The following is a 26,355-nucleotide window of genomic DNA, read 5'->3' as shown; positions in this document are numbered from 1 at the left end:
GACCATGCAAAACCTGAATCTGCAAGCACAGTTGGCTACGGGCGCCGTGCTGGCTCCCGGCATCTACGACGCCTTGTCCGCCCTGATCGCCGAACAGGCGGGTTTCGGCGCGCTGTACCTGTCTGGCGCGTCTATCGCCTATACGCGGCTGGGTCGTTCGGATATCGGGCTCACCACGTACAGCGAAGTCGAGGACACGCTGGCCCGCATCACCGAGCGGGTAGCCACGCCGGTCATCGTGGATGCCGATACGGGTTTTGGCAACGCGCTGAATACGCAGCGCACCGTGCGCGGCCTGGAGCGAGCGGGTGCCGCCATGATCCAGCTGGAGGACCAGACCTTTCCCAAGCGCTGCGGCCATCTGGACGGCAAGACCGTGGTTCCCGCCGCGGAAATGCGTGGCAAGCTGCAGGCTGCGGTCGACGCTCGGGCGCGGACTTCGACGCTGATCCTGGCGCGCACCGACGCGCTGGCCGTGGAAGGACTGGATGCCGCGCTGGACCGGGCCGAATCCTACCTGGAGGCGGGCGCGGACGCGCTTTTCATCGAGGCGCTGCGCACGCCCGAACAGATGCAGGCGGCCTGCAGCCGCTTCGCCCATCGCGTGCCTCTGCTTGCCAATATGGTCGAAGGGGGGAAAACCCCGGTGCAAAGCGCCGATGCCTTGACCGCGCTGGGGTTCCGCATCGTCATTTTCCCCGGGGGCACGGCGCGGGCCGTGGCGCATACCCTGCAAGGCTATTACGCCAGTCTGCATACCCACGGCACCACCGCGCCATGGCGTGCGGGCATGCTGGATTTCGACGGCTTGAACGCCGTGATCGGCACGCCCGAGCTGCTGGAGCTCGGCCGCCGCTACGAGGGCTGAGGACGCCGCTTCAGCGCGGCGTGCGCTGGTGCGGCACCAGCGGCGGCACCGGCTGTTCGGCAACCAGATCCCAGAACGCCGGCAGGAAGCACTCGGCCACAAGCAGTGGCTGGCCCTGGCGCCAGAACACCGAGCGGCGTGCCCAGATGCGGCCGCCGTCGCAGTCGCGCCGGGCGGCGGGCAACACGCCCAGTGCGGTGCCATGGAACGGTACCGGCGAGGCCAGCCGGCGGCAGGCAAACGGCGAACGCACGACCGTGCTGTCGTGGTAAAGCATGTCGGCCAACGGGCGGGTCAAGAGCCGGCGCATGCCTTGCCAGGCGCCGTGGGATGCGCCCAGCGGCGTCAGGCTGCGTGCCGGCACGCTGTCCACGCCGTTCACCGACATCAGCACCTCGCGTATCCACACCGGCGTGCCGGGCGGGATGCCCATCGCCCGGGCTTCGTCCAGCGGCGCTCCATCGGCATACTCGGCCAGCACGCGCAGGCGCACCTGGCCAACCTGGCGCAATCCGGCGGTCAGCGCGCCGGGGCGGAACAGCCAGTGGCGCGGAGCAGGGGGCAGGATGGGCGGCGCGCTGGCCAGCCAGCCTGCGGCGAGAGGGGGATGATGTGCTGCGGGTTTGATCATGGCTGCGTATTATGCCAAGGCGGGCGGGACGGCCCAATGCGTCGCAATGACGCAGCGCGCCGATCGCGCCCATTCCGCGCCCGGACAGGCCGGCGCATCGTCCGGGAAAGCACTTATTGTCCCGGGAACCCGCGCCTCCCTATTATTCGCACACGGTCAGCATAGACCGGAAAGGCTTGCAGTACCCCGCAGCAATAATTGCTGCCCGAACATTCAGTCTGGCTATGAAAGCCCCCGACTTGCACGCAACGCGTGGTCGGGGGCTTTTTCGTTTTCAATTTCTGAGTATGGAGCTCGCATGCAAGCGTCGGACCCGCAACGTTCCCCCGCCACTGTGACCTGGGTGGCCAGCGTGCAGATGGAGCCCGTCATTGGTGAAGTCGCCGCCAACATCACACGGTCGATCGAATTGGTGGAGCAGGCCGCCGCAAAGGGCGCGCGGCTGGTGGTCCTGCCTGAACTGGCCAACACGGGATACATGTTCGAAAGCCGCGAAGAAGCCTACGCCCTGGCCGAAGCGGTGCCCGAAGGCCCCAGCTCGCAGGCGTGGATTGCGGCGGCCCAACGCCTGGGCGTCTATCTGGTGGCCGGCATCGCCGAGCGCAGTGGCGGCCGCCTCTACAACGCCGCCCTGGTTGCGGGGCCCGAGGGCTATCTGGGGACCTATCGCAAATTGCACCTGTGGGGCGACGAAAACCTGTACTTCGAAGCCGGCGACCTGGGACTGCCGGTGTTCGATACCGAATTGGGCCGCATCGGCGTGGCGATTTGCTACGACGGCTGGTTCCCCGAGGTGTACCGGCTGTTGGCAGTGCGCGGCGCGGACATCGTGGCCGTGCCGACCAACTGGGTGCCGATGCCCGGACAGACGCGCGACGGACCCGTCATGGCGCATGCACTGACCATGGGCGGGGCCCACAGCAATGGCCTCACGGTCGTATGCGCCGACCGGGTCGGCACCGAGCGTGGCCAGCCCTTCGTGGGCCGCAGCCTGATCGTGGGTTCACAGGGGTGGACCGCCGCGGGGCCCGCCAGCATCGACCAGGAGGAAGTCCTGCTCGCGCCCATCGACGTCAGGGCCTCCCGCCGGGCGCGCCAATTGAACGATTTCAACCACGTGCTGCGCGACAGGCGCCGCGATATCTATGACGAGCAGTTGGGCGCCGCCGCAAGCTTGCGGCAACGCTGAGCGACCGTCCTCGGCCGTTCCCCCCAAGGAGAAAACCCATGAAAAACCTATTCAACCGCTGCCGGATCCCCCTGTCGTTTGTCGCCTTGCTGGCCGGCCTGGCCGGCGCGCATGCCGCAGAACCGCTGCGCATCGGCGTGCCTGTCGGCCTGTCCGGGGCCAATAGCGTGGTCGCGCCTGGCGTCGTCCAGGCCTCGCAATTGGCGGCCGACGAGATCAACGCGGCCGGCGGCATCCTGGGCCGGCAGGTCGTGCTGGAGATTGCCGACGATGCCTCCGGTGCGGTCGGGGCGCAGAAGGCCTACGACACCCTGGTGTTCCAGAAGAAGGTCGACGCCATAATCGCCATGGAGACCAGCGCGGCGCGCAATGCGGCGCTGCCCATCGTTTCGCGCGGGAAGGTGCCTTATATCTACACCTCGTTCTATGAAGGCCGTTCGTGCAACCGGTGGCTGCATGTGAATGGCTGGGTGCCCGAGCAGCAGGTTGCGCCGGTCGTGGACCACTTCATGCAGGACCGCAAGGCCAAGACATTCTTCCTGGTCGGCAGCGACTACGCCTTTGGCCGCGGCATGCTGAAGTTCACGCGGGAATACATCGAAAAACAGGGCGGCCGCGTCGTGGGCGAGGAATACCTGCCCATCGATGGCTCCGACTGGACGCCGGTGGTGTCAAAGATACGTTCCGCCAACCCGGATGCGCTGATCAGTTCGACGGCGGGCGGCGGCCCCAATGTCAGCCTGGCCAAGCAGGTCAAGGCGGCGGGCCTGTCCATGCCTTATGGCAACCTGGCAATCGACGAGGGCACCGCCAAGACCATGGGCGACACGGCAGTGGGCATGTACATGTCGGCCTCCTATCTGACCAGCATCGATACGCCGCAGAACCGCAAATTCCTGGACGGGCTGAAGGCCAAGTTCGGCAATGACGCCAAGACCGCCAATGAGTTCTCCGCGCCCCAGTATGAGGCCTTCTACCTGTACAAGGCCGCGGTTGAAAAGGCCGGCGGCACCGACGCGCCCAAGGTGGTGCAGGCCCTGAGCACGGTTACCTTCGAGGGCCCGCGCGGCCCGGTGACCATGGACCGCCAGCGCCATGCGGCGCTCACCATGCGTCTGGGCCAGGTGCAGCAGGACGGCTCCATCAAGATCCTGCAGACCTTCGACAAGGTCGATCCGGGCGCGCAATGCCCGGACCTGAAATGACGGCCATGCCATGACACGCGCCGCCGGTCCCGCCGGCGGCGCCGGAGAGCGATATGGGTTTGCTGCTGGACATCCTGAGCACGGCCGCCATGCTGTTCATCGTGACGGCCGGCCTGATGATCATCTTTGGCGTGATGAAGATCGTCAATTTCGCGCACGGCGCCATTCTTACGCTGGGCAGCTATGCCAGCCTGGTGGTGACGCAGCTGGGGTTGAATCCCTGGTTGGCTTTGCCCTTCGCGCTGGCGGTGGGCGTGCTGGTGGGCATGGGCGTGGAACGCCTGATCGTGCAGCCGCTGTATAAACGGCCGCTGGACGCCATTCTGGCCACCTGGGGGCTGGGTATCGTGATAGGCCAACTGATCACCATGGCCTTCGGCCGCGAGGTGCAGTTCGTCGATTCGCCGGTGCAGGGCGCCGTGTCTTTCCTGGGCACGGAGTATTCGGCGTACCGGCTTTTCCTGGTGCCCGGCGCGCTGCTGATGTATGCGGCCATGAGCTTGCTGCTCAACGGCACGCGCTTTGGCGTGCGGACCCGGGCCGTGATCATGAACGAAGACCTGGCGCGCGGCCTGGGCATCAATGCCGAGCGCATCCGTTTCACCACGTTCGGCCTGGGCGCGGGGCTGGGGGCGCTGGCCGGCGCGCTGATCACGCCGCTGTCCAGCGTGGATCCAAACATGGGCCTGCCGTGGCTGGTCAGCGCCTTCATGCTGGTCATGGTGTCGGGCCATTCGATCACCGCGCTCATGCTGACCTGCCTGGTCTACGGCGCCTGCCAGGTGCTGGTGAGCGTCTACGTCAGCCCGATCCTGGGCGGCGTCACCATTGCCGTGCTGGCCGCTCTGACGCTGCGCCTGCGTCCCCAAGGATTCGCCCATGACTGAACGCGCATTGATTCCCCAAACGCTGGCCGGCGGCGATACCGGCGCCTCGGCACGCGCCTCGCGTGGCCGCAGTCTGCTGGGCCTGGCAGGCCTGTGCCTGGTCCTGACGGCTGCGGGGCCGTGGCTCTTTGACACTTATCTCCTGAACGTCCTGATCAAGGCGCTGTTCTTCGCGGTGGCAGCCGTCACCGTGGATGTGCTGTGGGGCTATACCGGCTACCTTACCTTCGGACAGTCCGCTTTTTTCGGGGTGGGCGCCTACGCCGCCGGGCTCGCTTTCACGCATTACGGGTTTTCGCCGGCCATCGCGGTGCTGGCCGCGCTGGCGGCGGTGGGCGCCGCGATGGTGCTGGCGCTGGTGACCGGCTGGCTGTCGTTCTATCGCGGGGCTTCGCCGTTCTTCGCCACGGTGATTTCGCTGGTCCTGCCCATTGTGCTGATGCAGCTGGTGCTGTCCGGCGGCACTTTTACCGGCTCGTCCTCCGGCCTGACCGGCTACGAAACCTTCGATCTGTCGCTGGAAGCCTGGTATGTGATCGCGGCAGGAGGCCTGTCGGCGGTCGCGCTGATGGCCTGGGCGGTGGTGCGCAGCGACGGCGGCCGCATTCTCGTTGCGCTGCGCGACAATGAGGCGCGCTGCAGCTATCTGGGGCTGAACACGGCCCACTGGCGGATCGCGCTGCTGGTGGTCTGCGGGGCGGTAGCCAGTCTGGCGGGATTCGGCTATGGCGCGTTCAGCGGCGTGGTGGCGCCAGAACTCACGGGCTTCGTCTTCGGCACGGAGTTGATCATCTGGGTGGCGCTGGGCGGGCGCGGCACCATCTGGGGCCCGGTGCTGGGCGCCATTCTGATCAATGTGGCAGGCTCCTATCTCAGCGGCAACATGCCGTTCGTGTGGCAACTGTTGCTGGGCGTGACCTTTGTCCTGGTGATTCTGCTGCTGCCGCGCGGCCTGCTGCCTCTATTGACGTCGCCTTGGCGCGGCCGCGCCGCAAGGCCGGCGGCGCCCGCGCTGGGCGAACGCGCCACGGCGCCGCGGCCATCCGGCGGCGCTGTCCGGGCCTTGGACCTGGCGGGCGTGTCCAAGCATTTTGGCAGCCTGAAAGTGCTGGAAGGGATAGACCTGCAAGCCAGCGGTGGCGAACTGGTGGGGCTGATCGGCCCCAACGGCGCGGGCAAGACCACGCTGATGCGTTGCATTGCCGACGGCGCGGAGCGTTCCCGCGGGCGGCTCGAACTCTATGGCCATGAGGTGCAGCGCGACGGCCCCGAGCAGTGCGTGCGCCATGGCCTGGGGCGCAAGTTCCAGAACGCCAATGTCTTTGACACGCTGACCGTGGCCGAGAGCCTGCGTATCGCGACCACGCTGCGCGAACGGCCGTCCTGGTGGCGCCGTTCAGCCACGCTGGACCTGCCACCCTATGCACTGGAAACCCTGCGCGTGACCGGGCTGGACCAGTGCCTGGACAGCGTGGCGCGCGACCTGTCGCACGGACAGCAGCAGGCGCTGGAACTGGCGATGGTGCTGGCGTTGGAGCCGGGCATCGTGTTGCTCGACGAACCCACGGCCGGCCTCAGCAAAGCCGAGCGCCTGCAGATAGGCCGCATACTCTCGTCGCTGGCTCACCGCTATGGCTTGTGCTGCCTGCTGGTCGAGCATGACCTGGACTTCGTCAAGGAAATCGCGACCCGCATCGTGGTCCTGCACCAGGGCCGCATCGTCATGGACGGGGGCTTTAGCGAGGTCGTGGAGTCCGAACTGGTGCGTACCATCTACGCCGGCAGCGCGCCGGCCGCGCAAGGAGCAGGGCAATGACGAGCATCGCGGCGCCGGCGTTGCGCCTGGAAGAGGTGTCCAGCGGCTATAAGCGGGCCATGGTGCTGCACGACGTGTCGCTCACGGTCGAGCGCGGCGCCTGCGTGGCCTTGTTGGGCAAGAACGGCATGGGCAAGAGCACCCTGCTTAAGACCGTCATGGGCTACCTGCCCAAGCAGCGGGGCCGCGTCAGCGTGGGCGGGGTGGACGCCACCCGGCTGCGCCCGCACGAAGTGGCGCGCTGCGGCGTTGCCTATGCGGCGCAGGAGCAGCCGCTGTTTCCCGACCTGAGCATCCGCGACAATCTGCGCTTGGGCCTGGCGCGCGAGCAGCTGTTCGACGAGCGCTTTGCCGAGATCGCCGATTTGTTCCCGGTGTTCACGGCCCGCTTGCGCCAGCACGCCGGCACTCTGTCGGGCGGAGAGCAGAAAATGCTGCTGGTGGCGCGCGGGCTGATGCAGCGGCCCGCGCTTTTGCTGCTGGACGAAATCACCGAAGGGCTGCAGCCTTCGGTGATCGAGCGCTTGGGACGCGCGCTGACCTGGGAGCGCGAACGGCACGGCACGACGATGTTCATCGTGGAGCAGAACGTGGCGTTTGCCCTGGACGTGGCAGACCGCTATCTGGTGCTCAAGCAGGGCAGTATCGTCGACGAAGGGGTGGCTGGCGCGCCCGAGGCCGCGGGCAATATCATTGCTCATCTGAAAGTATGAACCGCACGCGGCCGGAGTTTGCAATGATGCACATGCGCAATACCCGCTCAAGGATCTCATCATGACCTCGCCCCAGGACCAGGACCGGCCAGGCTGGCGCATCGGCGTGCTCTACTCGCGCAGCGGTGTCACCGGCACCACGGAATCGCAGCATTTCTTCGGCACGGTGCTGGCGGTGGAGGAAATCAATGAACTGGGCGGCGTACTGGGCCGGCCGCTTGCGCCGGTGGTGTACGACCCGCGCAGCGATGCCGAGGAATACCGCCGGCTGGCGGCCCGCCTGCTGTTGGACGACGAAGTCAGCGTCATTTTCGGCGGTTGCACCTCGCATTGCCGCAAGGCGATGCTCCCCGTCGTGGAGCGCAGCAATTCCCTGCTGTGGTATGGATCGGTCTACGAAGGCTTCGAATATTCTCCCAATGTGATTTATACCGGTGCGGCGCCCAACCAGGGCAGCATGCAGCTGGCGGCTTACCTGATCCAGAATTGCGGCTCGCGCATATTCCTGGTGGGCGCGGACTACATCTATCCGCGCGAGACCAACCGCATCATGCGCGAAACCGTCGAGGAACACGGCGGCGAGATTCTCGACGAAACCTATCTGCCGCTGGGCTGCGACGACAGCGAGATCAACGATGTCGTCGCGGACATCCGGCGCATCCAGCCCGACGTGGTGTTTTCCACTCTTATCGGCGCGGACGCCCAGCGTTTCTACCAGCGCTATCACGAGGTCTGCCAGGCCGAGGGTACGGAAACCGCGCATATCCCCATCGCCAGCCTGACGATGGCGGAATCCGAGGTCGCGGAGATCGGGCCTCGGCGCTGCGTGGGACACATCACGGCCGCCACGTACTTCAACACGGTGGACACGCCGGCCAATGCGCACTTCCTGGCGCGATGGCGCGCGCGCTTCGGCGATCATCCGGCCAGTGTCTACGCGGAAACCTGCTATAGCCAGATACACCTTTTCGCGCGCGCTTTGCAGCGTGTGGGCAGCATGGACACCCGCAAGCTCGTGCAGGCGGTGCATCAGGTGCAGTTCGACGCGCCGGACGGGCTGATGTCCGTGCTGTCGGAAAACAACCATAGCGTGCTGACGCCGCGCATCGGCGTGTGCCGTGAGGACGGACGCTTCGATATCGTCTGGGAAAGCGATGAACCGGTGAAGCCTGACCCCTACCTCACCGCGTTCGGCCTGGACGAGTTCTGGTTGAAATAGCCATGGACCATAGCCTACGCCGCCTTTACGAGGACTTGCGCAGCGTGGCCGTCGCGGTGGTGTATCCACCGGGCGAGGACCGCGACGTGCTGGTCGAACAACTCAAGCGCATCGGGTGCCGCATCCATTTGCACTGGCCGTTTCCGGATGTTCCGCCGGCAGGGGTGGACGTTATCTTCTTCCAGGTGTCGCAATGCGGCCGGAACAGCGCCGCCTGGTCGGCCAGCGAGGTCGAGGCCACCCTGATCGCCTTGTCCGAGTACGAAACCCCGACCACGCTGAAGCAGCTGCTCAAGACCAATGCGCACGGGGTGCTGACGCGGCCCTTCCGCTCGGCGGGGGTGCTCAGCACCCTGGTGCTGGCGCGCTCCGCCAAGCAGTTCCAGGGCCGCCAGCAGTCCAAGATCAACAAGCTGGAAAGCACGATCAAGGCAAGGCGCGTCATCGAAAAGGCCATCCGCGTGCTGATGGACCACCAGCGCCTGGACGAGCGCGCCGCCTATGAACACATGCGGACCCGGGCGACGGGCCTGCGCGTCAGTGTGGCGGAAGTGGCCGCGATGATCATCGAGGCCAGCGAGGCCATGGAAAAACTCGGCCTGGGCGGCCTGCGCCCGGGGCCATCGCAGAACAACTGAGCCGCAAGGAGCCGGACAATGAAGGTCATGATCGCCCGCCTTAACCACGAGACCAACACGTTCTCGCCGGTGCCCACGCCGCTGTCCGCGTTTGGCAATGACGGTCCCGCCTTTGGCGATCGGGCCTACGACGAGAACAAAGGCAAGCGCACGGCGATGTCGGCCTTCATCGATATCGCCGAGGCAAACGGCGCGACGCTGGTTACGCCGGTTTCCGCTACGGCCTACCCCAGCGGCCGGGTGTCGGCGCAGGCCTATCGCGAGCTGTGCGACGCGATCGTGGCCGGCGCGCGGGGCTGCGGCGCCATCCTGCTGGACCTGCACGGCGCCATGGTGGCCGAGACCACCGATGATGGCGAGGGCGACCTGCTCGAACGCCTGCGCAGGCAGACGCCGGACGTGCCCATCGCGGTGGCGCTGGACCTGCATGGCAATGTCACGCCCAAGATGATGGCCAACGCCGACGTCATCATCAGCTTCAAGACCTATCCGCACGTGGACATGTACGAGACCGGCGAGCATGCGGGCCGCATCCTGTACGACTGGCTCAATGGCGGTCCGCGTCCGGTGATGGCCTGGCGCCGCCTGCCGCTGATGACGCACACCCTGCGCAGCGCCACCGGCCAGGGAGCCATGCGCAACGCGGTGCGGGCGGCGCGCCGCGCGGAGGAGGAGGGCGGCATCCTGGGCGTGTCCGTGCTGGCGGGTTTTGCGCTGGCCGACATACCCGATCCCTGCCTGAGCGTCGTCGTGGTGGGTTCGGGGACGCAGGAGCAGGCGGAACGGACCGCGGCCGCGATGGCCACGACCATCTGGGCCGAGCGCGACGGCTATTTTTACGACAGCGAACCCCTGGGCGAGTCGCTGGCCCGGGCGGCCGAATTGGCGCGCGGCGCGGATAAACCCGTGCTTTTGCTCGACCACGGCGACAACTGCATGTCCGGCGGCACCTGTGACACCATGGAAGTGCTGGTCGCGGCGGTGGAGGCCGGGTTGACGGGGATCATCGCGGGCCTGTATTGCGATCCCGAAGCCGTCGAGGCGCTGGCCGCGGCGGGCGAGGGCAGCCAGGTGGAGCTGCCGGTGGGGAACAAACTGCCGATCCCCGCCATAGGCCGGCCGGCGGCGCCCGTGCGGCTGCGGGGCGTGGTCCGCGCAGTGACCAACGGCGAATACGTCATTACCGGCCCGACCTACACCGGGCAGACGGCATGCATGGGCCGCAGCGCGGTGCTGGACATCGGTGCGGCGCAATTGGTGATCACCGAGAGAACCCACGAGCCCTGGGACCTGGGGGTGTTCGAGAGCATGGGTCTGGATCCGCGGCGGGCCCGTTTCGTGTTGGTGAAGTCCCGCATGTACTGCAGGCCGGTGTTCGAGCCGATATCGCAGGCGCTGGTGGAGTGCGCCAGCGCGGGCGTCACCAGTTCGGATTTCGCGCTGTTTCCCTATGAGCGCCGCAGCCGGCCGCTGTATCCGCTGGATGCCATGGCGCCATCGGACTACCGCCCCGCTGGGTAAAGAAAAGGGCCGGATGGAACTGGGCCGGATGGCGTCCGCATACAATACCGGCCATGGAAAAAGTACGTATCTCCAAGCTCATGTCCGAGCGTGGACTGTGTTCGCGCCGCGAGGCCGACACCTATATCGAACGCGGCTGGGTCCGGGTGGACGGCATCGTGGTGTCCGAACTCGGCGCTCGCGCCTACCCCGACCAGGTCATCACGCTGGAGCGCGCCGCGCAGGCGCGCCAGACTTCGCGCGTCACCATACTGATCAACAAGCCGGTGGGCTATGTGTCGGGGCAAGCCGAGAAAGGCTACACGCCCGCGGTGGCCCTGATCGACTCCCGTTCGCGCTTTGCGGGCGACCGCGCGCCGCAGCGTTTCGAGCGTGCGCACCTGGACGGGCTGGCCGTGGCCGGCCGTCTGGACATCGATTCGCAAGGCTTGCTGGTGCTGACCCAGGACGGCCGCATCGCCAAGCACCTGATCGGCGAAGATTCCAGCGTGGACAAGGAATACCTGGTGCGGGTGCAGGGCAACCTATCCGAAAACGGGCTGGCGTTGCTCAACCACGGGCTGTCCCTGGACGGCAAGCCGCTCAAGCCGGCGCAGGTGCGCTGGCAGAACAGCGACCAGCTGCGCTTCGTGCTGCGCGAAGGCAAGAAACGCCAGATCCGCCGCATGTGCGAGCTGGTCGGACTGAAGGTGATCGGCCTGAAGCGCGTGCGCATCGGCCGGGTTTCGCTGGGCGACCTGCCGCTGGGACAGTGGCGCTACCTGCGCGAGGACGAGCGCTTCTGACGCGCTTTCCGGCATTGGATTAGCCGAATTGGCCGACAGGTGTTGTCGGCCCAGCTTAAATTTTTCAGTCTGTTTCCGACGCCCGCTTATTTCATGAAAGCAGGAGTATCCTTCGCTTGCCCGATGTCGCCCAGGCGCTCCATCAGGAATTCGATGAAGATCCTGGTCTTGGCGGGCAGCAGCCGCGTCTCCGTTACCGCATAGACCGGGAACGGACCCAGTTGCCAGCCGGGCAGCACGCGCTGCAATTGGCCGGCCTGCAATTCGGCCGGCTGGCCACCCACCAGCACCACGATGCCCGCGCCCAGCGTGGCGAGGCGGCGCGCCATGGCGACTCCGTTGACGGAAAAGCGGTTGCCAGGCGTGAATTCGATGTGCTGGCGGCCGTCGGTCAGAGGCCAACGCGTGACCTGCCCCGCGCCCTTGGCGCGGAACTCGATGCATTCGTGGCGGGTCAAGTCACTGGGATGCTGCGGTTCACCATGCTTCTGAAGGTATTCGCGCGAGGCGTACAGATGGGCGGGAAGCATGCCCAGCAACCTCGCAATCTGCGTCGAATCGGGCAGTTCGCCGATTTCGATCGAAATATCGCAGGTCTGGAACACGCGCTGCGCGTGGTCCGGATTGGCCAGATCAAGGAAAAACGTGACGTCGGGGTAGCGGCCGGAAAATTCCATGAACGATTCAGCCAGGAAGTCCGTGCCGAAATCCGCGGGCATGTTCACGCGCAGGGGCCCGGCCGGCGTATCGACCAGCTTCTGCAGTTCTTCATGGGCGATCTGCGCTTCGGCCACGATGCGCTGGCAGCGCTCGAAATACAGCCGGCCCGCATCGGTCAGCTCGACTTTGCGAGTGGTGCGGCTCAGCAGCCGCAATCCGACGGAGCGCTCCAGTTCGGCCACCTGGCGGGACAGCGTCGACTTCGGTACGCCGAGCATCGCCGCAGCGCGGCTGAAGCTGCGCGTTTTAGCGACTTCGACGAAAAGTTCCATGCCTTGCAAGCGTTTCATGCCGGAATTTTGTCATATTCAATGGTGATGCCATTGTCCCATAAATGGAATGATGTTTTCTCAACATGCCTCTTTGTTTCTGGGGCGGGATAACGCAGAATGCGAGTTCTGCAATGCAGCAATGCGACAAAGCCCAGCCTGCGTGTTCGAGGCAAATCCACCCAATCGAAGCGCGCGGAACGCACAGATGCGATCCGGGGCGGGCTTTTTTTTTGTTGAAATCGGGAATGCAATCTATGGATAAGAAAAGCGCTATGTGGCGCAGCGCGGCGGTTGTCACGCTGACGGCATCGGCTCTCACGCTGGCCGCTTGCGGCAAGAAGCAAGACGCTCCCCAGGCGGGCAAGCCCCAGGTAACGGTTGTGACGCTCGCCACGCAGCCCGTTTCTCTGACCACCGAACTGCCCGGCCGCACCTCGCCATTCCGTGTGGCCGAAGTGCGTCCCCAGGTCAACGGCATCGTCCAGAAGCGCCTTTTCACGGAAGGCGGCGAGGTCAAGGCAGGGCAGCAGCTCTATCAGATCGATCCCGCGCTCTACCAGGCCAGCCTGGACAGCCAGAAGGCCGCCTTGGCCCGCGCCCAGGCGCAGCAAAAGACCGCCGCCTTGCTGGCCGAACGTTACAAGCCGCTGGTCGCCACGCGGGCGGTCAGCCAGCAAACCTATGACAACGCCGTCGCCTCGCGTGACCAGGCCGCCGCCGACGTGCTGTCGGCCAAGGCCGCGCTGGACACGGCGCGCATCAACCTGGTCTACACCAAGGTGCTGTCGCCCATCGATGGCATCATCGGCCGTTCGGCGGTGACCGAAGGCGCGCTGGTCACGGCCAACCAGACCACGGCCCTGGCCGCGGTGCAGCAAATCGATCCCATCTACGTCGATGTGACCCAATCCAGCGTCCAGTTGCTGCGCCTGCAGAACGCGCTGGCCAGCGGCCAACTGAAGAAGGCCGATGGCGAACAGGCCGCGCTGGTGACGCTGACCCTCGAAGACGGGTCGCAGTACAGCCAGCCCGGCAAGCTGCAGTTCTCGGAAGTCACGGTGGACCAGGGCACGGGCTCGGTCACCTTGCGCGCGGTGTTCCCCAATCCGGATCGCCGCCTGCTGCCCGGCATGTTCGTGCGCGCCCGCCTGGCCGACGGCGTTGCCGCCGACGGTCTGTTGGTGCCCCAGCGCGGCGTCACGCGCAACCAGCGCGGCATTCCGACGGCGCTGGTGGTCAACGCCAAGAACGTGGTCGAGTTGCGCGAACTGAAGACCGACCGCGCCATCGGCGACAAGTGGCTGGTCACCGACGGCCTGGCCGCTGGCGACAAGGTCATCGTGGAAGGCCTGCAGATGGTGCGCCCGGGGGCGGAAGTGGTCGCCACGGAAGCCAGCGCCGCCGCGCAGCCGGCCCAGCAGCCGCAAGCAGCCGCCGCGGCGGCTAAGCAGTAGTAGTCAGGGAGCCTTGCATGGCAAAGTTTTTTATCGATAGACCGGTCTTCGCATGGGTGATCGCGATCGTGCTGATGATGGCCGGCGCGCTGTCCATCCTGAAGCTGCCGGTCTCCCAATACCCCAACATCGCGCCGCCGGCCATCGGCATCGCGGTGACCTACCCGGGCGCGTCCGCGCAGACCGTGCAGGACACCGTGGTGCAGGTGATCGAGCAGCAGATGAACGGCCTGGACGGCCTGCAGTACATCTCCTCGGAAAGCAACTCCGACGGCAGCATGTCCATCACCCTGACCTTCACGCAGGGAACCAACCCTGACACCGCGCAGGTCCAGGTGCAGAACAAGCTGTCGCTGGCGCAACCGCTCCTGCCGCAGGAAGTGCAGCAGCAAGGCATACGCGTCACCAAGGCCACCAAGAACTTCCTGATCGTGGCGGGCTTCGTGTCCACCGACGGCTCGATGACCAAGGACGACCTGGCCGACTACGTCGCCTCCTACGTCCAGGATCCCATCAGCCGCACGCAGGGCGTCGGCGACTTCCAGCTGTTCGGCTCGCAGTACGCGATGCGCATCTGGCTGGATCCCGCCAAGCTGGTCAATTACGGCCTGACCACGGTCGACGTCGTGACGGCGATCAAGGAACAGAACGTGCAGGTGTCGTCCGGCCAGTTGGGCGGCCTGCCGTCCGTGCGTGGCCAGCAGTTGAACGCCACCATCATCGGACCCTCGCGCCTTGAGAAGCCGGAAGACTTCGGCCGCATCCTGCTCAAGGTAAATTCCGACGGCTCGCAGGTGCGCCTGAGCGACGTGTCCACCATCGAGCTGGGCGGGCAGACCTACGCCATCGACAGCTTCTACAACGGCAAGCCGGCCTCCGGCCTGGCGATCAAGCTGGCGCCGGGCGCCAACGCGCTGGATACGGCCCAGGCGGTGCGCGACACCATCAATAACCTGAAGCCTTACTTCCCGCCGGGCATGGACGTCGTTTATCCGTACGACACCACGCCGTTCGTCAGCCTGTCGATCCACGAGGTGTTCAAGACGCTGATCGAGGCCATCATCCTGGTCTTCCTGGTGATGTACCTGTTCCTGCAGAACTTCCGCGCGACCATCATCCCCACGCTCGCGGTACCGGTGGTGCTGCTGGGCACGTTCGGCGTTCTGGCGGCGTTCGGCTATTCCATCAATACCTTGACCATGTTCGGCATGGTGCTGGCCATCGGCCTGCTGGTCGACGACGCCATCGTGGTGGTGGAAAACGTCGAGCGGGTGATGGCCGAGGAAGGCCTGTCGCCCAAGCAAGCCACCCGCAAGTCCATGTCGCAGATCACGGGCGCCCTGATCGGCATCGCCATGGTGCTGGCGGCCGTGTTCATTCCCATGGCCTTCTTCGGCGGCTCCACGGGCGTGATCTATCGCCAGTTCTCCATCACCATCGTGTCCTCCATGGTGCTGTCCGTGATCGTGGCCATCGTGTTCACGCCGGCTTTGTGCGCCACCTTGCTCAAGCCTATTCCCAAGGGCCATCACGGTTCCAAGAAAGGCTTTTTCGGCTGGTTCAATCGCATGTTCGACCGCAGCAGCCACGGCTACGCCAACAGCGTGGCGCGCGGGTTGAACCGCACCAAGCGCCTGATGGTGGTCTACCTGGCGCTGGTCATCGCCATGGGCTGGATGTTCACTCGCATCCCGACCGCGTTCCTGCCGGACGAGGACCAGGGCATCCTGTTCGCCCAGATCCAGACGCCTGCCGGCGCCACCGCGGAAAGCACCAAGGCCGTCATCGACGATGCCACCCGCTACCTGCTGAACGAGGAAAAGGACGCCGTCACTTCCGTCTTCGCGGTCAACGGCTTCAACTTCGGCGGCCGTGGACAGAACGCGTCCATCCTGTTCATCAAGCTGCGTGACTGGGAAGAGCGCGGCGACGCCCGACTGAAGGCCGGCGCCGTGGCGCAGCGCGCCAACGCGCATTTCGCCAAGACCGAGCGCCGCGCGCAGTTGTTCGTGGTGCCGCCGCCGTCCGTGATGGAACTGGGCAACGTCACCGGCTTCGACTTCCAGCTGATGGACCGCGCAGGCGTGGGCCACGAGAAGCTGCTTGCCGCGCGCAACCAGCTGCTGGGCGAGGCCGCGAAGAGCCCGGTCCTGCGTGGCGTGCGTCCCAACGGTATCGAAGACGCGCCGCAGTACCAGTTGGACATCGACCGCGAGAAGGCGCGCGCCCTGGGCGTGGCTGTGTCGGACATCAACAGCACGCTGGCCACTGCGTGGGGTTCGTCGTACGTCAACGACTTCATCGACCGGGGCCGCGTGAAGAAGGTGTTCGCGCAGGGCGAGGCTTCCTCGCGCATGCTGCCGGAAGACCTGAACAAGTGGTACGTGCGCAATAACGCAGGCGATATGGTGCCGTTCTCGGCGTTCGCCAAGGCCACCTGGAGCTACGGTCCGCAAAAGCTCAACCGCTATAACGGCGTGCCGTCCTACAACATCCAGGGCCAGGCGGCGCCGGGCTACAGCTCGGGCGCGGCAATGGCGGAAATGGAACGCCTGGCGGCCAAGCTGCCGGTAGGCGTGGGCTTTGAATGGACCGGCCTGTCGTTCGAAGAACGCCTGTCCGGTGCCCAGGCGCCCGCGCTGTACGCCATTTCGCTGATCGTGGTGTTCCTGTGCCTGGCGGCGCTGTACGAAAGCTGGACCATCCCGTCCGCGGTGATGCTGGTGGTGCCCCTGGGCATCATCGGGGCCTTGCTCGCCACCATGCTGCGGGGCCTGTCCAACGACGTGTACTTCCAGGTGGGGCTGCTGACGACCATCGGCCTGGCGGCCAAGAACGCCATCCTGATCGTGGAATTCGCCAAGGAGCACTACGAGGCGGGCGCCAGCCTGACGGAATCGGCCATCCACGCCGCGCGGCAGCGCCTGCGTCCCATCCTGATGACGTCCCTGGCGTTCATCCTGGGCGTGACGCCGCTGGCGATCTCCTCGGGCGCGGGCTCCGGCAGCCAGAACGCCATCGGCACGGGCGTGATCGGCGGCATGCTGACCGGCACGTTCCTCGCCATCTTCTTCGTTCCGGCCTTCTTCGTGATCATGCTGCGCGTCTTCAAGGTCAAGCGCATGAGCGAAAACGTCGACGAGCACGACACCAGCGCCAATGGCACGCAGGGCGTCTCGACGGAGGGCCAACCGCAATGACATTCCCGATGAGAACCTTGCTGTCTGTTTCCCTGGCGGCGGCCCTGGCGGGCTGCTCGCTGGCCCCCACGTACGAACGGCCCGACGCGCCGATCGATGCGGCCTATCCCACGGGTCCGTCCTACCAGGCGGCCCAGCCCGCCGATGCGGGGGGCATGGTCACCGCGGACATCGGCTGGCGCGATTTCTTCGGCGCGGATCCGTTGCTGGAAAAGCTGATCGAACAGTCGCTCGCCAACAACCGCGACCTGCGCGTGGCGGCCCTGAACGTGGAGGCGGCGCGCGCCCAGTATCGTATCCAGCGCGCCGACCTGATGCCCAGCATCGGCATCGCCGGCCAGGAGTCCGCCCAGCGCACGCCGGCGGATCTGAGTGCCAGCGGGCGCGCGACCACCAGCCACAGCTACCAGGTCGGCGCCGCCATGTCGGCCTGGGAGCTGGACCTGTTCGGGCGCATCCGCAGCCTGAGCGACAAGGCGCTGGAATCCTATCTGGCGCTGGACGAAACCCGCACGGCGACCCAGCTGACGCTGATCGCCGAAGTGGCCAACGCCTACCTGACCCTGCGGGCCGACCAGGAACTTGTCGGGCTGACGCGCGACACGCTCAAGAGCCAGCAGGATTCCTTCAAGCTCACGCAGCAGAGCTACGACCAGGGCCTGTCCACGGCGCTGGACCTGAGCCAGGCGGAGGTGTCGCTGCGCACCGCCGAGCGTAACCTGTCGCAATACACGCGTCAGGCCGCGCAGGACCGCAATGCGCTGGTCCTGTTGGTGGGCCAGCCACTGTCGCCCGAGCTGACGGCGGCGCTGGACAACGCGGTCATGCTTGACGATGCCATGCTGCCGACCACCTTGCCCGCCGGCCTGCCGTCGGACCTGTTGGCCCGTCGCCCGGACATCCGCGCGGCCGAGCATCAATTGAAGGGCGCCAACGCCAATATCGGCGCGGCGCGCGCCGCCTTCTTCCCGACCATCAGCCTGACGGGCTCGGCCGGCACGGCCAGCGCCAGCCTGGGCGGCCTGTTCGAGGGCGGCTCGGGCGCCTGGAGCTTCGTGCCCCAGATCACCGTGCCGATCTTCGCGGGTGGCTCGCTGCTCGCCGGCCTGGATCTGGCCAAGGTGCAGAAGAACATCCAGGTGGCGCAGTACGAGAAGTCGATCCAGACGGGTTTCCGCGAAGTGGCGGACGCCCTGGCCGGGCGCGGCACCCTGGACGAGCAAATCCAGGCGCAGCGGCTCCTGGTGGCCGCCAACCAGCGCGCCTACGACGCCTCGGACCAGCGTTTCCGCCAAGGCATCGACGACTACCTGAGCGTGCTGGATTCGCAGCGTTCGCTGTATAGCGCGCAGCAGGCCCTGGTGGATACGCGCCGGGCCAGGCTGTCCAACCTGGTCACCTTGTACAAGGTGCTGGGCGGCGGCTGGACCGAACGCACCGTGACCGCCCAAGCGCAGCAGCAGTAAGGGCAAAAGAAAACGGGCCGATCAATCGATCGGCCCGTTTTGATTTCAACCCTGCAGGGCGTCAGGCGCGTTTCTTGGCGATCAGGCCCACCACGAACAGAACCACGATAGCGCCTACGACCGACCCAATCCAGCCAGCGGGTTCGCCTGGGGCGTACCAACCCAGCGACTGGCCCAGGAAGCCGGCGACGACCGAGCCGACGATACCCAGGATGGTGGTCATGATGATCCCCATGTTCTGGTCTCCGGGCATGATGGCGCGGGCGATCAGGCCCACGACGAACCCGACGATGATCATGATGATGATGCTCATGCGCGTACTCCTTGCTGGAAGTAAAAGGGGGCAGTGTGGCTAGATGATACCCACGCCCCGCGCACGGCGGTTGTAACAACTGGTGTATGGCGCAGGCTGGCAACATTGCCAGCCGCGGCGGCCGGCGCTCAGGACGTCAGATCGATCAACTGGCGCACGTCTTTCGTCATGGCGTCGATGCTGTCGGTATCGGACGCCAGCAACCGGGCCTTGCCGTCCTTGTCGAATATGTACACGCCACGGCTGTGCGTGACTTCGTACATGTTGGCGTCGTCTCCCGGACGGGGCTTCTCGATCTGGTAGGCCACGCGATAGCGGCGCGCCAGATCCGCGATCTGCTTTTCGTCGCCCGTCACGCCGATGGCGTTGTTGTTGAAGGCGTTGACATAGGCCTGCAGGATGTCCGGCGTGTCGCGGTGCGGATCCACGCTCACGAACAGAATGCGCACATCCTTGGCCTTGTCGCCCAGGTTCTGCAGCACGGCCGTCAATTGCGCCATGGTGGTCGGGCAGATGTCCGGGCAACTGGCATAGCCGAAGAACAGCAATACGGTCTTGCCCTTCAGATCATCGCTGCTGACGGTCTTGCCGCCCGCGCCGGGCAGCGAGAACTTCAGGTCGGGCAGGTGCCCCTTCACGTTGTACAGGGTCCAATCGACGTTCCTGTCGCCGCAGGCAGCGAGAAACACGCACAGGGTCAGCAGCAGACCGCGCAGGGCGCGGCCGGAAATGAGGTGTCGCATGAGTCCAAGGGCCGGTAGGGGGTAAACCTTTTGATTCTACCCGCAAGGCGAGGGCTGGGCGGCGCGCGGCGGCCGAGCAGATCCGGGGCAGCTTGTCCTGGCGCAAGCGGCGATGCCGCGACCGCCCGTCCACTTGTAAAGCTTTGTCGGATTACTGTTTGGAAGTGGCGAAGTCGCCTGATCCGGCGCCATGGCTCCCGCTACATTCAGGGCTGTGTCAGATTTCATCGTCTAGAGGCGCCACATATGGACATGCCGGCCAGGAATTCCTTGGGCTATCCCTACTATCCGTACTATCCCGTCGTGCTCGACATCCTGCGCAGCCGTCTCGCCGATACGGTGCTGGACGCGCCCTGCGGGCTCGGCTGGCTGGGCGACATGCTGCCGGCGGCAAGCGGCCGCCAGGTCGATATCGACGGAGTGGGCCTGTGGGAGTTTCCCCGGGCCGGTGGCGGTTACCGCCGCTTCACCGAACACGATCTGGAAACGCCATTGGCGGTGGCGCAATCGTATGACGCCGTGGTTTGCTGCGAGGCGATCCACCTGTTGACCAACCCGGGCGTGCTGATGCAGAGCTTTTACCGCGCATTGCGTCCGGGCGGCACCCTGATCGTCACGACTCCCAATACCTGGTACTTCCGGTCGCGCCTGCAATTCCTGTTGCGCGGCTTTCATTCGGGGTTTCGGCCCATGGTGGGGCGGCAGCGCGGCGAGGACTACGTCACGTACTTTCCCTGGAACTTTCCGCAGTTGCATTTGCTGTTCAAGCACTACGGCTTTACGGACATCACCTTGCATGAGGTGGACGAGAACAAACCCAAGCGCATGATGGAGCACGTGCTGGCGGTGCCATCACGTTTGTACTACGGGCGCAGGCTGCGGCTGGCGGAAGACGAGGAGACCCGCCGCTACTGGAAGCAGGCCGGCTCCGTGCAGTCCGTGCATGGGCGTTGGCTGGTGATGTCTGCGCGCCGGCCGGTTGACGATGCCGCCTCGCCATAGCAAACGGCCCGCCTAGGGCGGGCCGTCGGGTCAAGCACCGGGGGCCGGATGATCAGGTGGACGTCATGCCGCTGTGACGCAGCAGGGCATCGATGCGCGGGGCCCGGCCGCGGAAGGCGGCAAAGGATTCAGCCGCCGGCCGCGAGCCGCCCACGGCCAGCACTTCGCGCCGGAAGCGCGCGCCGGTTTCCGGGTCCAGCGTGCCCAGGGCGTTGCCCGCCTGGCGCGTCGCTGCTTCCTCGAAGGCTTCGTAGGCGTCGGCCGACAGCACTTCCGCCCACTTGTAGCTGTAGTAGCCCGCGCCGTAGCCGCCCGCAAACAGGTGCGAGAAGGCATGCGGCAGGCGATGCCAGGCCGGCGGAAACAGCACCGCCACTTCCTGGCGCACTTCTTGCAGCAGAGCCAGCACTTCACTGATCGATGCGCCCTTGGCGCGGTCATGCATCAGCATGTCGAACAGGGCGAACTCGATCTGGCGCACCGTCTGCATGCCGCTCTGGTAGTTGCGGGCGGCGACCAGGCGGTCATAGAGCGCGCGCGGCAGGGGCTCGCCCGTGTCGACGTGGGCGGACAGTTTCTGCACCACCGCCCATTCCCAGCAGAAGTTCTCCATGAACTGCGAGGGCAGTTCGATGGCGTCCCACTCCACGCTGGCGAAGGCGGCCGCGCCGGGCTCGTCCACCTCGGACAGCAGGGCGTGCAGCGCATGGCCGGTTTCATGGAACAGGGTGATGACGTCGTCATGCGTCAGGACGGCGGGTTTGTCGCCGTTGGGGCGCGAGAAATTGCAGGTCAGGTAGGCGATGGGAGTCTGCAGCTTGCCACCCACGACACGGCGCGTGCGCTCGCTGTCGACCCAGGCGCCGCTCTGCTTGCCGGCGCGGGCATACAGGTCCAGATACAGATAACCGATGAGTTCGCCCTTGGGGCTTTCCACGCGCACGCCGCGCACGTCGCTATGCCAGGACGACACCGGCGTCTCCGCCAGGCGCACGTCGAACAGGGTTTCGATGACCTCGAACAGCCCCGACAGCACGCGCGGCTCGGTGAAATACTGCTTTACCTCATCTTCGGAATAGGCGTAGCGCGATTCGCGCAGGCGCTCGGAAGCGTAGGCCACGTCCCAGGGCTGCAGGTCATCCAGCCCCAGTTCGCCGGTGGCGTAGGCTTTCAATTCCGCCAGGTCGCGCTGGGCGTAGGGCTTGGCGCGCGCGGCCAGGTCGCGCAGGAACACGGTGACTTCCTTGGCATCGCGGGCCATGCGGGTCTGCAGGCGCAGCGCGGCGAAGGTGCCCAGGCCGAGCAGGCCGGCTTCCTCGGCGCGCAGCGCCAGCAGTTCTTCGATAAGAGGGGAGTTGTCGAACTTGCCGTCGCCGTGCTCCGACGCCACCGTGCCGTAGCCGCGGTACAGCGCCTCGCGCAGCGAGCGGTCCTGGGCGTACTGCATCACGGGCAGGTAGCACGGCATCTTGAGCGTGAGCTTCCAGCCCGGCTTGCCGTCTTCCTCGGCGGCGGCCCGGGCGGCGGCGCGTACGTCGGCCGGAATGCCGGCCAGGCGGGCTTCGTCCTCGATCAGCAGCGACCAGGCGTCGATCGAATCCAGCACGTTCTCGGAAAATTTCTGCGAAGCCTGGGCTTCGCGATCGGAAATGGCGGCGTAGCGTTCGCGGTCGGCGCCTTGCAGCTCGACGCCGCTCAGGCGGAAGTCGCGCAACGCCATTTCCACGATGCGGCGGCGCACCGGCGTCCATGACGCGAAATCGGGGGCGGCGGCCAGGCGCTGATATTGCTTGTACAAGCCTTCGTGCAGGCCGACCCAGGTGGAGAATTCGGTCACCAGGGGCAGGGCGGCGTTGTAGGCTTCGCGCAACTCCGGGGTGTTGACCACCGCATTCAGGTGGCCCGCCACCGACCAGGCGCGCCACAGGCGCTCCGAGGCGGTATCCAGCGGTTCAACCACCGCTTCCCAGGTGGGCGCCAGCGCAGGGTCGGCGGCGCGGTCCACGGCCTGGCGGGCGATGCCCAGCAGTTCCTCGACCGCGGGCACGATGTGCCCGGGCTTGACGGCCGCGTAGTCGACGAGGTCGGAGACAGGGGCGAGCAGGGGATTCTGGGTCATGGTGTTACAGGCTGGAAAGGGGTGAACGGCGCCCGGGCGCCGGCAAGGGCATGAGAATCAGGTGAGGGCGATCTGCCCGAACGCAAGGGCAGATCGCAAGACCCGTCCCGCGGCCAGGCCGGCCGCGGGCGCGCCGGCCGTCAGGCCGCGGCGCGTTCGGCCGCTTCGATGGTGTTGACCAGCAGCATGGCGATGGTCATGGGGCCCACGCCGCCCGGGACGGGCGTGATGGCGCCTGCCACTTCCTTGGCCGAGGCGAAGTCCACGTCGCCGCAGAGCTTGCCGTCGGCGCCGCGGTTGATGCCCACGTCGATCACGACGGCGCCGGGCTTGATCATCGAGCCGTCGATCATGCCGGGCTTGCCGGTGGCGACGACCAGCACGTCGGCGCGGCGGGTCTGGGCCGCCAGGTCGCGCGTCTTGGAATTGCAGATGGTGATGGTGGCGCCAGCCTGCAGCAGCAGCATCGCCATGGGCTTGCCGACGATATTGCTGGCGCCCACGATCACGGCCTCGGCGCCACGCAGCGTCACGCCTTCCGATTCCAGCATCTTCATCACGCCGTAGGGCGTGCAGGGGCGGAACAAGGGCTGGCCGGTCATGAGCAGGCCGGCGTTGCTGATGTGGAAGCCGTCCACATCCTTCTCGGCCGCGATGGCTTCGATGACCTTGTGGGAATTCATGTGCTTGGGCAGCGGCAACTGCACCAGGATGCCGTGTATGGTCGGGTCCTGATTCAGGATGGCGATGCGGGCCAGCAGTTCGGCCTCGGTCATGTCCGCGGGGTACTGCTCCTTGACGGAATGCAGGCCGGCCTTTTCGCAGGCGGCAACCTTGTTGCGCACGTACACCTGGGACGCGGGATCTTCACCCACCAGCACCACGGCCAGGCCGGGGCGGGTGCCCTTGGCAGCCAGGGCGGCAACGCGCTGGGCCGCTTCTTCGCGAATGCGCGCCGAGAGGGCCGCGCCGTCGATAATCCTTGCGGTCATGCGGTCGCCTCGGGTTTGGCCAGGGCTACTTTCATCAAATCAGCTACGGTGGTCACTTCGAGTTTTTCCATGATGTTGGCGCGGTGCGCCTCTACGGTCTTGATGCTGATGCCCAGGTCGTCGGCGATCTGCTTGTTCAAGCGGCCCGCGACGATGCGCTCCAGCACCTGCTGCTCGCGCGCGGTGAGGCGCGCCAGCATGGCTTCGTGGTCTTTCTGGGCCTGGTGCTTGGTCACGCGCTGCGTGGCCTGCTCCAGCATGCGCGCCACGATCTCGCGCAAATCGGATTCATTGAAGGGCTTTTCCAGGAAGTCGACCGCGCCTTTCTTCATGGTGGACACGGCCATCGGCACGTCCCCGTGGCCGGTGATGAACACGATGGGCAGCGGGGCGTTGCGGGCGATCAATTGTTCCTGCAGTTCCAGGCCGCTCATGCCGGGCATGCGCACGTCGGCGATCAGCACGCCGACCTGGCTGGCGTCGTAGTCTTCCAGGAAGGATTCGCCGCTGGCGTAAGCGCGAACGCGATAGCCATTGGCCTCCAATAGCCAGCGCAACGAATCGCGGACCGCTTCGTCGTCGTCAACAATGAAAACCGTGCTCGACAGGTGGGGCGTGTTCATGCGTGCAACTCCTCGGACTGATCGTTCTGGGCCTGCGACTGGGGTGCAGCGCAGGGCAGGGTAAAGCGGAAAATGGTGCCGCCGGCGGGATTGGGATCCGCCCACAAGCGGCCGTGATGCGATTCAATAATGGTACGGCAGATATTCAGCCCCATGCCCAGGCCCTGGGTCTTGGTGCTGAAGAAGGGTTCGAACAGGCGCTCGGGCTCGGCCAGGCCGTGGCCGCGGTCGACCACGGCAACCTCGATGTGCTGTTCATGCAGGATCACGGCGACCTTCAGCTCGTCGGATTCGCTCTTTTCCATGGCTTCCAGCCCGTTCTTCAGCAGGTTCAATAGGACCTGCTCGATCAGGATGGGGTCGGCCAGCACGTCCGGCGCATTCGACGGCACGAACCGGTCGATCCGGATGCGGCGCTTGCGGGCGTCGATCTCGGCAAAGCCGATGGCATTGTCGACGATGCGGCTGATCGCGACGCGCTGGCGGCGCGGTTCGCTGCGTTTCACGAATTCGCGGATGCGGCTGATGATCTTGCCCGCGCGTTCGGCCTGCGAGGCCGCCTTTTCCAGCGCGGGCAGCAGCATGTTGGGGCTGGTGTGGCCGGCCTTGACCAGGGCGACGGCGCCCATGCTGTAGTTGGCGATGGCGGTCAGCGGCTGGTTCAGTTCGTGCGCCAGCGACGAGGCCATTTCGCCCATGGTGGTCAGGCGGCTGGTGAGCTGGATCTTCTCCTGCTGCACGCGCGAGGCTTCCTCGTGGACGCGGCGCTCGGTAATGTCGCGCGCGACCTGCATGCGCACGCGGCGGCCGTCGGTCCAGGCCAGCATGCGGTGGTGCACCTCGAACCAGCGCTGCACCGACGGCGCGAAGACTTCCACGGATTCGTCGGTGAAACGGCCGCGGCGGCCGGCCAGCAGTTCGTCGTGGCCGCCGGTCTGGGCGCCGAACACGCGGCGGTAGGTGCGGTTGGCGAACAGCAGCTCCAGGCCGTCGTGAGTGTCGGCGGTGACCGAGATGGCGTCATCCAGTCCTTCCAGCACCGTCATGAAGCGCTCGTGCGCGGCCGTCAGGGCCTCGCGGATGCGCTTGGGTTCGGTGATGTCGGTCATGGAGGTCATCCAGCCGATCTGGTTGCCGTTGGGGTCCAGCAGGGGGGACACATACATGCGCGCCGTGAAGCGCGAGCCGTCGCGCCGCTGTGCCTCGACTTCCAGGCCGCTGCTGGGCGTCTTGCCCGACATCAGCACGTCCAGCGTGTGCTGATGCTGTTCGTGGCGGCCGGGCACCCAATAGGGGAAGGGCGGGCTGCGGCCGATGAGGTCGGCCTCGTTCCAGCCGATCATGCGACAGAACGCGGGATTCACATAGGCGATGCGGCCTTCCATATCCAGCACGCGCATGCCGGTGGACATGGAGTTTTCCATGGCGCGGCGGAATCCGGTTTCGGCGATCAGGGCGGCTTCGGCCGCCGAGCGGAAGCGGGTATAGCGCCACAGCATCAAGAGGCTGATGACGATCACGCAGGACAGGGCCAGCACCACCCAGATCAGGCGTTGCTGGCGCATTTCCTGGTCAATGGTGACAAACATGACGCTGTCGTCATGGATGCGCTGCAGCCAGAAAAACACCGCCATTACACAGATATAGAGAATCAGCACCATGGCTGGCGTGACCCAGTACACCCCGCGTCTGCGAGTGCGGGCGTGATCGTGGAACGGCGTAGGAATATTGGATTTGGGCGCGCTGGACATGGAATTCGGGCCGGATAGACCGCGCATTTTAGTGCGTGTTGGCAGGGATTTGCCGGGAATCGACTCGTCCTTTTGGAGTACCTGCTTAAAAGTATGACGCCAACGCGTTCAGCTTGCTTTAAATTTTCCGCATTATGAAATGCCGTACCGCAACATGAAATTTTTCTTGCGACCGGTTAACCTTCTTTCTTAGAATGCCCGCTGATAGGGAACCGACCCAGTAGCAGG

Annotated in this window: 22 protein-coding genes; 14 read left to right on the top strand and 8 right to left on the bottom strand. The window is 65.8% G+C overall.

Going from position 1 to position 26,355, the window contains the following annotated elements:
• Window positions 1-4: 4 nt before the first annotated feature.
• Window positions 5-868: an isocitrate lyase/PEP mutase family protein gene (locus VCS63_RS22250; RefSeq protein ID WP_323881038.1), complete on the top strand. Its 864-nt coding sequence runs from the start codon at window positions 5-7 to the stop codon at window positions 866-868.
• A 10-nt stretch (window positions 869-878) separates the two neighbouring features.
• Here the strand turns inward: VCS63_RS22250 and VCS63_RS22245 are convergent, their stop codons facing one another.
• Window positions 879-1,499, bottom strand: a complete 621-nt coding sequence (locus VCS63_RS22245) for a chorismate--pyruvate lyase family protein (RefSeq protein WP_088607699.1) — start codon at window positions 1,497-1,499, stop codon at window positions 879-881.
• Between the two features lie 298 nt (window positions 1,500-1,797).
• Here VCS63_RS22245 and VCS63_RS22240 point away from each other — a divergent pair, with 298 nt between their 5' ends.
• The 9 genes from VCS63_RS22240 to VCS63_RS22200 all read left to right on the top strand — a co-directional run bounded on the left by VCS63_RS22240 (window position 1,798) and on the right by VCS63_RS22200 (window position 11,472).
• Window positions 1,798-2,688, top strand: a complete 891-nt coding sequence (locus tag VCS63_RS22240) for a nitrilase family protein (RefSeq protein ID WP_042793243.1) — start codon at window positions 1,798-1,800, stop codon at window positions 2,686-2,688.
• A gap of 38 nt (window positions 2,689-2,726) precedes the next feature.
• Window positions 2,727-3,893, top strand: coding sequence for a substrate-binding protein (locus VCS63_RS22235; RefSeq protein ID WP_042793244.1), 1,167 nt, complete (start codon window positions 2,727-2,729; stop codon window positions 3,891-3,893).
• Window positions 3,894-3,946: 53 nt separating this feature from the next.
• A complete protein-coding gene (locus VCS63_RS22230; protein ID WP_042793245.1) occupies window positions 3,947-4,780 on the top strand; it encodes a branched-chain amino acid ABC transporter permease in 834 nt (277 codons plus the stop codon).
• Window positions 4,773-6,596 carry an ABC transporter permease subunit gene (locus VCS63_RS22225; RefSeq protein ID WP_280134333.1) on the top strand — a complete coding sequence of 608 codons (1,824 nt, stop codon included), beginning with the start codon at window positions 4,773-4,775 and terminating at the stop codon, window positions 6,594-6,596. Before VCS63_RS22230 ends, VCS63_RS22225 begins: the two co-directional genes overlap by 8 nt.
• Complete coding sequence (locus VCS63_RS22220; protein ID WP_082884736.1) at window positions 6,593-7,309, top strand: ABC transporter ATP-binding protein; 717 nt, start codon at window positions 6,593-6,595, stop codon at window positions 7,307-7,309. The genes VCS63_RS22225 and VCS63_RS22220 overlap by 4 nt, the downstream gene beginning before the upstream one ends.
• Window positions 7,310-7,370: 61 nt before the next feature.
• Window positions 7,371-8,528 (top strand): transporter substrate-binding domain-containing protein, encoded by a 1,158-nt coding sequence (locus VCS63_RS22215; protein WP_042793246.1) that lies wholly within the window; start codon window positions 7,371-7,373, stop codon window positions 8,526-8,528.
• A gap of 2 nt (window positions 8,529-8,530) precedes the next feature.
• Window positions 8,531-9,166, top strand: a complete 636-nt coding sequence (locus VCS63_RS22210; RefSeq protein WP_042793247.1) for an ANTAR domain-containing response regulator — start codon at window positions 8,531-8,533, stop codon at window positions 9,164-9,166.
• Between the two features lie 18 nt (window positions 9,167-9,184).
• On the top strand, window positions 9,185-10,687 hold the full coding sequence (locus tag VCS63_RS22205) for a M81 family metallopeptidase (protein ID WP_323881037.1): 1,503 nt from the start codon (window positions 9,185-9,187) through the stop codon (window positions 10,685-10,687).
• A gap of 53 nt (window positions 10,688-10,740) precedes the next feature.
• Window positions 10,741-11,472, top strand: coding sequence for a pseudouridine synthase (locus tag VCS63_RS22200; RefSeq protein ID WP_042793249.1), 732 nt, complete (start codon window positions 10,741-10,743; stop codon window positions 11,470-11,472).
• An 86-nt stretch (window positions 11,473-11,558) separates the two neighbouring features.
• Here the strand turns inward: VCS63_RS22200 and VCS63_RS22195 are convergent, their stop codons facing one another.
• The gene (locus tag VCS63_RS22195) at window positions 11,559-12,464 is read right to left on the bottom strand and encodes a LysR family transcriptional regulator (protein WP_042796973.1); all 906 of its coding nucleotides are present in this window, start codon (window positions 12,462-12,464) and stop codon (window positions 11,559-11,561) included.
• A gap of 272 nt (window positions 12,465-12,736) precedes the next feature.
• Between VCS63_RS22195 and VCS63_RS22190 the strand changes: the two genes are divergently transcribed.
• From VCS63_RS22190 to adeC, 3 genes are read left to right on the top strand one after another with little or no spacing between them, the layout of a single operon-like run.
• Entirely contained in the window at window positions 12,737-13,918 is a 1,182-nt protein-coding gene (locus VCS63_RS22190) for an efflux RND transporter periplasmic adaptor subunit (protein WP_088607698.1), read from the top strand.
• 17 nt (window positions 13,919-13,935) lie between these two features.
• On the top strand, window positions 13,936-17,118 hold the full coding sequence (locus tag VCS63_RS22185; RefSeq protein ID WP_063642560.1) for an efflux RND transporter permease subunit: 3,183 nt from the start codon (window positions 13,936-13,938) through the stop codon (window positions 17,116-17,118).
• Window positions 17,115-18,584, top strand: coding sequence for an AdeC/AdeK/OprM family multidrug efflux complex outer membrane factor (adeC, locus tag VCS63_RS22180; protein WP_063959809.1), 1,470 nt, complete (start codon window positions 17,115-17,117; stop codon window positions 18,582-18,584). Before VCS63_RS22185 ends, adeC begins: the two co-directional genes overlap by 4 nt.
• 61 nt (window positions 18,585-18,645) lie before the next feature.
• On the opposite strand, the gene VCS63_RS22175 is transcribed toward adeC, so the two are convergent.
• Together VCS63_RS22175 and VCS63_RS22170 are read right to left on the bottom strand one after the other, a co-directional pair.
• Window positions 18,646-18,897 (bottom strand): GlsB/YeaQ/YmgE family stress response membrane protein, encoded by a 252-nt coding sequence (locus VCS63_RS22175; RefSeq protein WP_013393352.1) that lies wholly within the window; start codon window positions 18,895-18,897, stop codon window positions 18,646-18,648.
• A 128-nt stretch (window positions 18,898-19,025) separates the two neighbouring features.
• Complete coding sequence (locus VCS63_RS22170; RefSeq protein WP_042793253.1) at window positions 19,026-19,640, bottom strand: SCO family protein; 615 nt, start codon at window positions 19,638-19,640, stop codon at window positions 19,026-19,028.
• 246 nt (window positions 19,641-19,886) lie between these two features.
• Between VCS63_RS22170 and VCS63_RS22165 the strand changes: the two genes are divergently transcribed.
• Window positions 19,887-20,642 (top strand): class I SAM-dependent methyltransferase, encoded by a 756-nt coding sequence (locus VCS63_RS22165; RefSeq protein WP_174564764.1) that lies wholly within the window; start codon window positions 19,887-19,889, stop codon window positions 20,640-20,642.
• Window positions 20,643-20,694: 52 nt separating this feature from the next.
• Here the strand turns inward: VCS63_RS22165 and VCS63_RS22160 are convergent, their stop codons facing one another.
• The 4 genes from VCS63_RS22160 to VCS63_RS22145 form a co-directional block, all read right to left on the bottom strand.
• Window positions 20,695-22,761 (bottom strand): M3 family metallopeptidase, encoded by a 2,067-nt coding sequence (locus VCS63_RS22160; RefSeq protein ID WP_323881036.1) that lies wholly within the window; start codon window positions 22,759-22,761, stop codon window positions 20,695-20,697.
• Window positions 22,762-22,901: 140 nt separating this feature from the next.
• Window positions 22,902-23,753: a bifunctional methylenetetrahydrofolate dehydrogenase/methenyltetrahydrofolate cyclohydrolase FolD gene (gene folD / locus VCS63_RS22155; RefSeq protein WP_323881035.1), complete on the bottom strand. Its 852-nt coding sequence runs from the start codon at window positions 23,751-23,753 to the stop codon at window positions 22,902-22,904.
• Entirely contained in the window at window positions 23,750-24,376 is a 627-nt protein-coding gene (locus tag VCS63_RS22150) for a response regulator transcription factor (protein WP_042793256.1), read from the bottom strand. Before VCS63_RS22150 ends, folD begins: the two co-directional genes overlap by 4 nt.
• Window positions 24,373-26,127, bottom strand: a complete 1,755-nt coding sequence (locus VCS63_RS22145; protein WP_013393358.1) for a PAS domain-containing sensor histidine kinase — start codon at window positions 26,125-26,127, stop codon at window positions 24,373-24,375. Before VCS63_RS22145 ends, VCS63_RS22150 begins: the two co-directional genes overlap by 4 nt.
• Window positions 26,128-26,355: the final 228 nt, after the last annotated feature.

Source organism: Achromobacter sp. D10 (assembly GCF_035282245.1).
GTDB lineage: Bacteria > Pseudomonadota > Gammaproteobacteria > Burkholderiales > Burkholderiaceae_B > Achromobacter > Achromobacter insolitus.
This window is presented reverse-complemented; position numbering and strand designations above follow the sequence as displayed.

Excerpts from the sequence above, each read along its gene's own strand:
- VCS63_RS22205 (WP_323881037.1), top strand. The coding sequence starts at position 9,185 with ATGAAGGTCATGATCGCCCGCCTTAACCACGAGACCAACACGTTCTCG.
- VCS63_RS22230 (WP_042793245.1), top strand. The coding sequence starts at position 3,947 with ATGGGTTTGCTGCTGGACATCCTGAGCACGGCCGCCATGCTGTTCATC.
- VCS63_RS22185 (WP_063642560.1), top strand. The coding sequence starts at position 13,936 with ATGGCAAAGTTTTTTATCGATAGACCGGTCTTCGCATGGGTGATCGCG.
- VCS63_RS22225 (WP_280134333.1), top strand. The coding sequence starts at position 4,773 with ATGACTGAACGCGCATTGATTCCCCAAACGCTGGCCGGCGGCGATACC.
- VCS63_RS22150 (WP_042793256.1), bottom strand. The coding sequence starts at position 24,376 with ATGAACACGCCCCACCTGTCGAGCACGGTTTTCATTGTTGACGACGAC.
- VCS63_RS22175 (WP_013393352.1), bottom strand. The coding sequence starts at position 18,897 with ATGAGCATCATCATCATGATCATCGTCGGGTTCGTCGTGGGCCTGATC.
- VCS63_RS22235 (WP_042793244.1), top strand. The coding sequence starts at position 2,727 with ATGAAAAACCTATTCAACCGCTGCCGGATCCCCCTGTCGTTTGTCGCC.
- VCS63_RS22210 (WP_042793247.1), top strand. The coding sequence starts at position 8,531 with ATGGACCATAGCCTACGCCGCCTTTACGAGGACTTGCGCAGCGTGGCC.
- VCS63_RS22195 (WP_042796973.1), bottom strand. The coding sequence starts at position 12,464 with ATGGAACTTTTCGTCGAAGTCGCTAAAACGCGCAGCTTCAGCCGCGCT.
- VCS63_RS22165 (WP_174564764.1), top strand. The coding sequence starts at position 19,887 with ATGGACATGCCGGCCAGGAATTCCTTGGGCTATCCCTACTATCCGTAC.
- VCS63_RS22240 (WP_042793243.1), top strand. The coding sequence starts at position 1,798 with ATGCAAGCGTCGGACCCGCAACGTTCCCCCGCCACTGTGACCTGGGTG.
- VCS63_RS22190 (WP_088607698.1), top strand. The coding sequence starts at position 12,737 with ATGTGGCGCAGCGCGGCGGTTGTCACGCTGACGGCATCGGCTCTCACG.
- VCS63_RS22220 (WP_082884736.1), top strand. The coding sequence starts at position 6,593 with ATGACGAGCATCGCGGCGCCGGCGTTGCGCCTGGAAGAGGTGTCCAGC.
- VCS63_RS22160 (WP_323881036.1), bottom strand. The coding sequence starts at position 22,761 with ATGACCCAGAATCCCCTGCTCGCCCCTGTCTCCGACCTCGTCGACTAC.
- VCS63_RS22170 (WP_042793253.1), bottom strand. The coding sequence starts at position 19,640 with ATGCGACACCTCATTTCCGGCCGCGCCCTGCGCGGTCTGCTGCTGACC.
- VCS63_RS22245 (WP_088607699.1), bottom strand. The coding sequence starts at position 1,499 with ATGATCAAACCCGCAGCACATCATCCCCCTCTCGCCGCAGGCTGGCTG.
- VCS63_RS22200 (WP_042793249.1), top strand. The coding sequence starts at position 10,741 with ATGGAAAAAGTACGTATCTCCAAGCTCATGTCCGAGCGTGGACTGTGT.
- VCS63_RS22250 (WP_323881038.1), top strand. The coding sequence starts at position 5 with ATGCAAAACCTGAATCTGCAAGCACAGTTGGCTACGGGCGCCGTGCTG.
- VCS63_RS22145 (WP_013393358.1), bottom strand. The coding sequence starts at position 26,127 with ATGTCCAGCGCGCCCAAATCCAATATTCCTACGCCGTTCCACGATCAC.
- VCS63_RS22215 (WP_042793246.1), top strand. The coding sequence starts at position 7,371 with ATGACCTCGCCCCAGGACCAGGACCGGCCAGGCTGGCGCATCGGCGTG.
- folD (WP_323881035.1), bottom strand. The coding sequence starts at position 23,753 with ATGACCGCAAGGATTATCGACGGCGCGGCCCTCTCGGCGCGCATTCGC.
- adeC (WP_063959809.1), top strand. The coding sequence starts at position 17,115 with ATGACATTCCCGATGAGAACCTTGCTGTCTGTTTCCCTGGCGGCGGCC.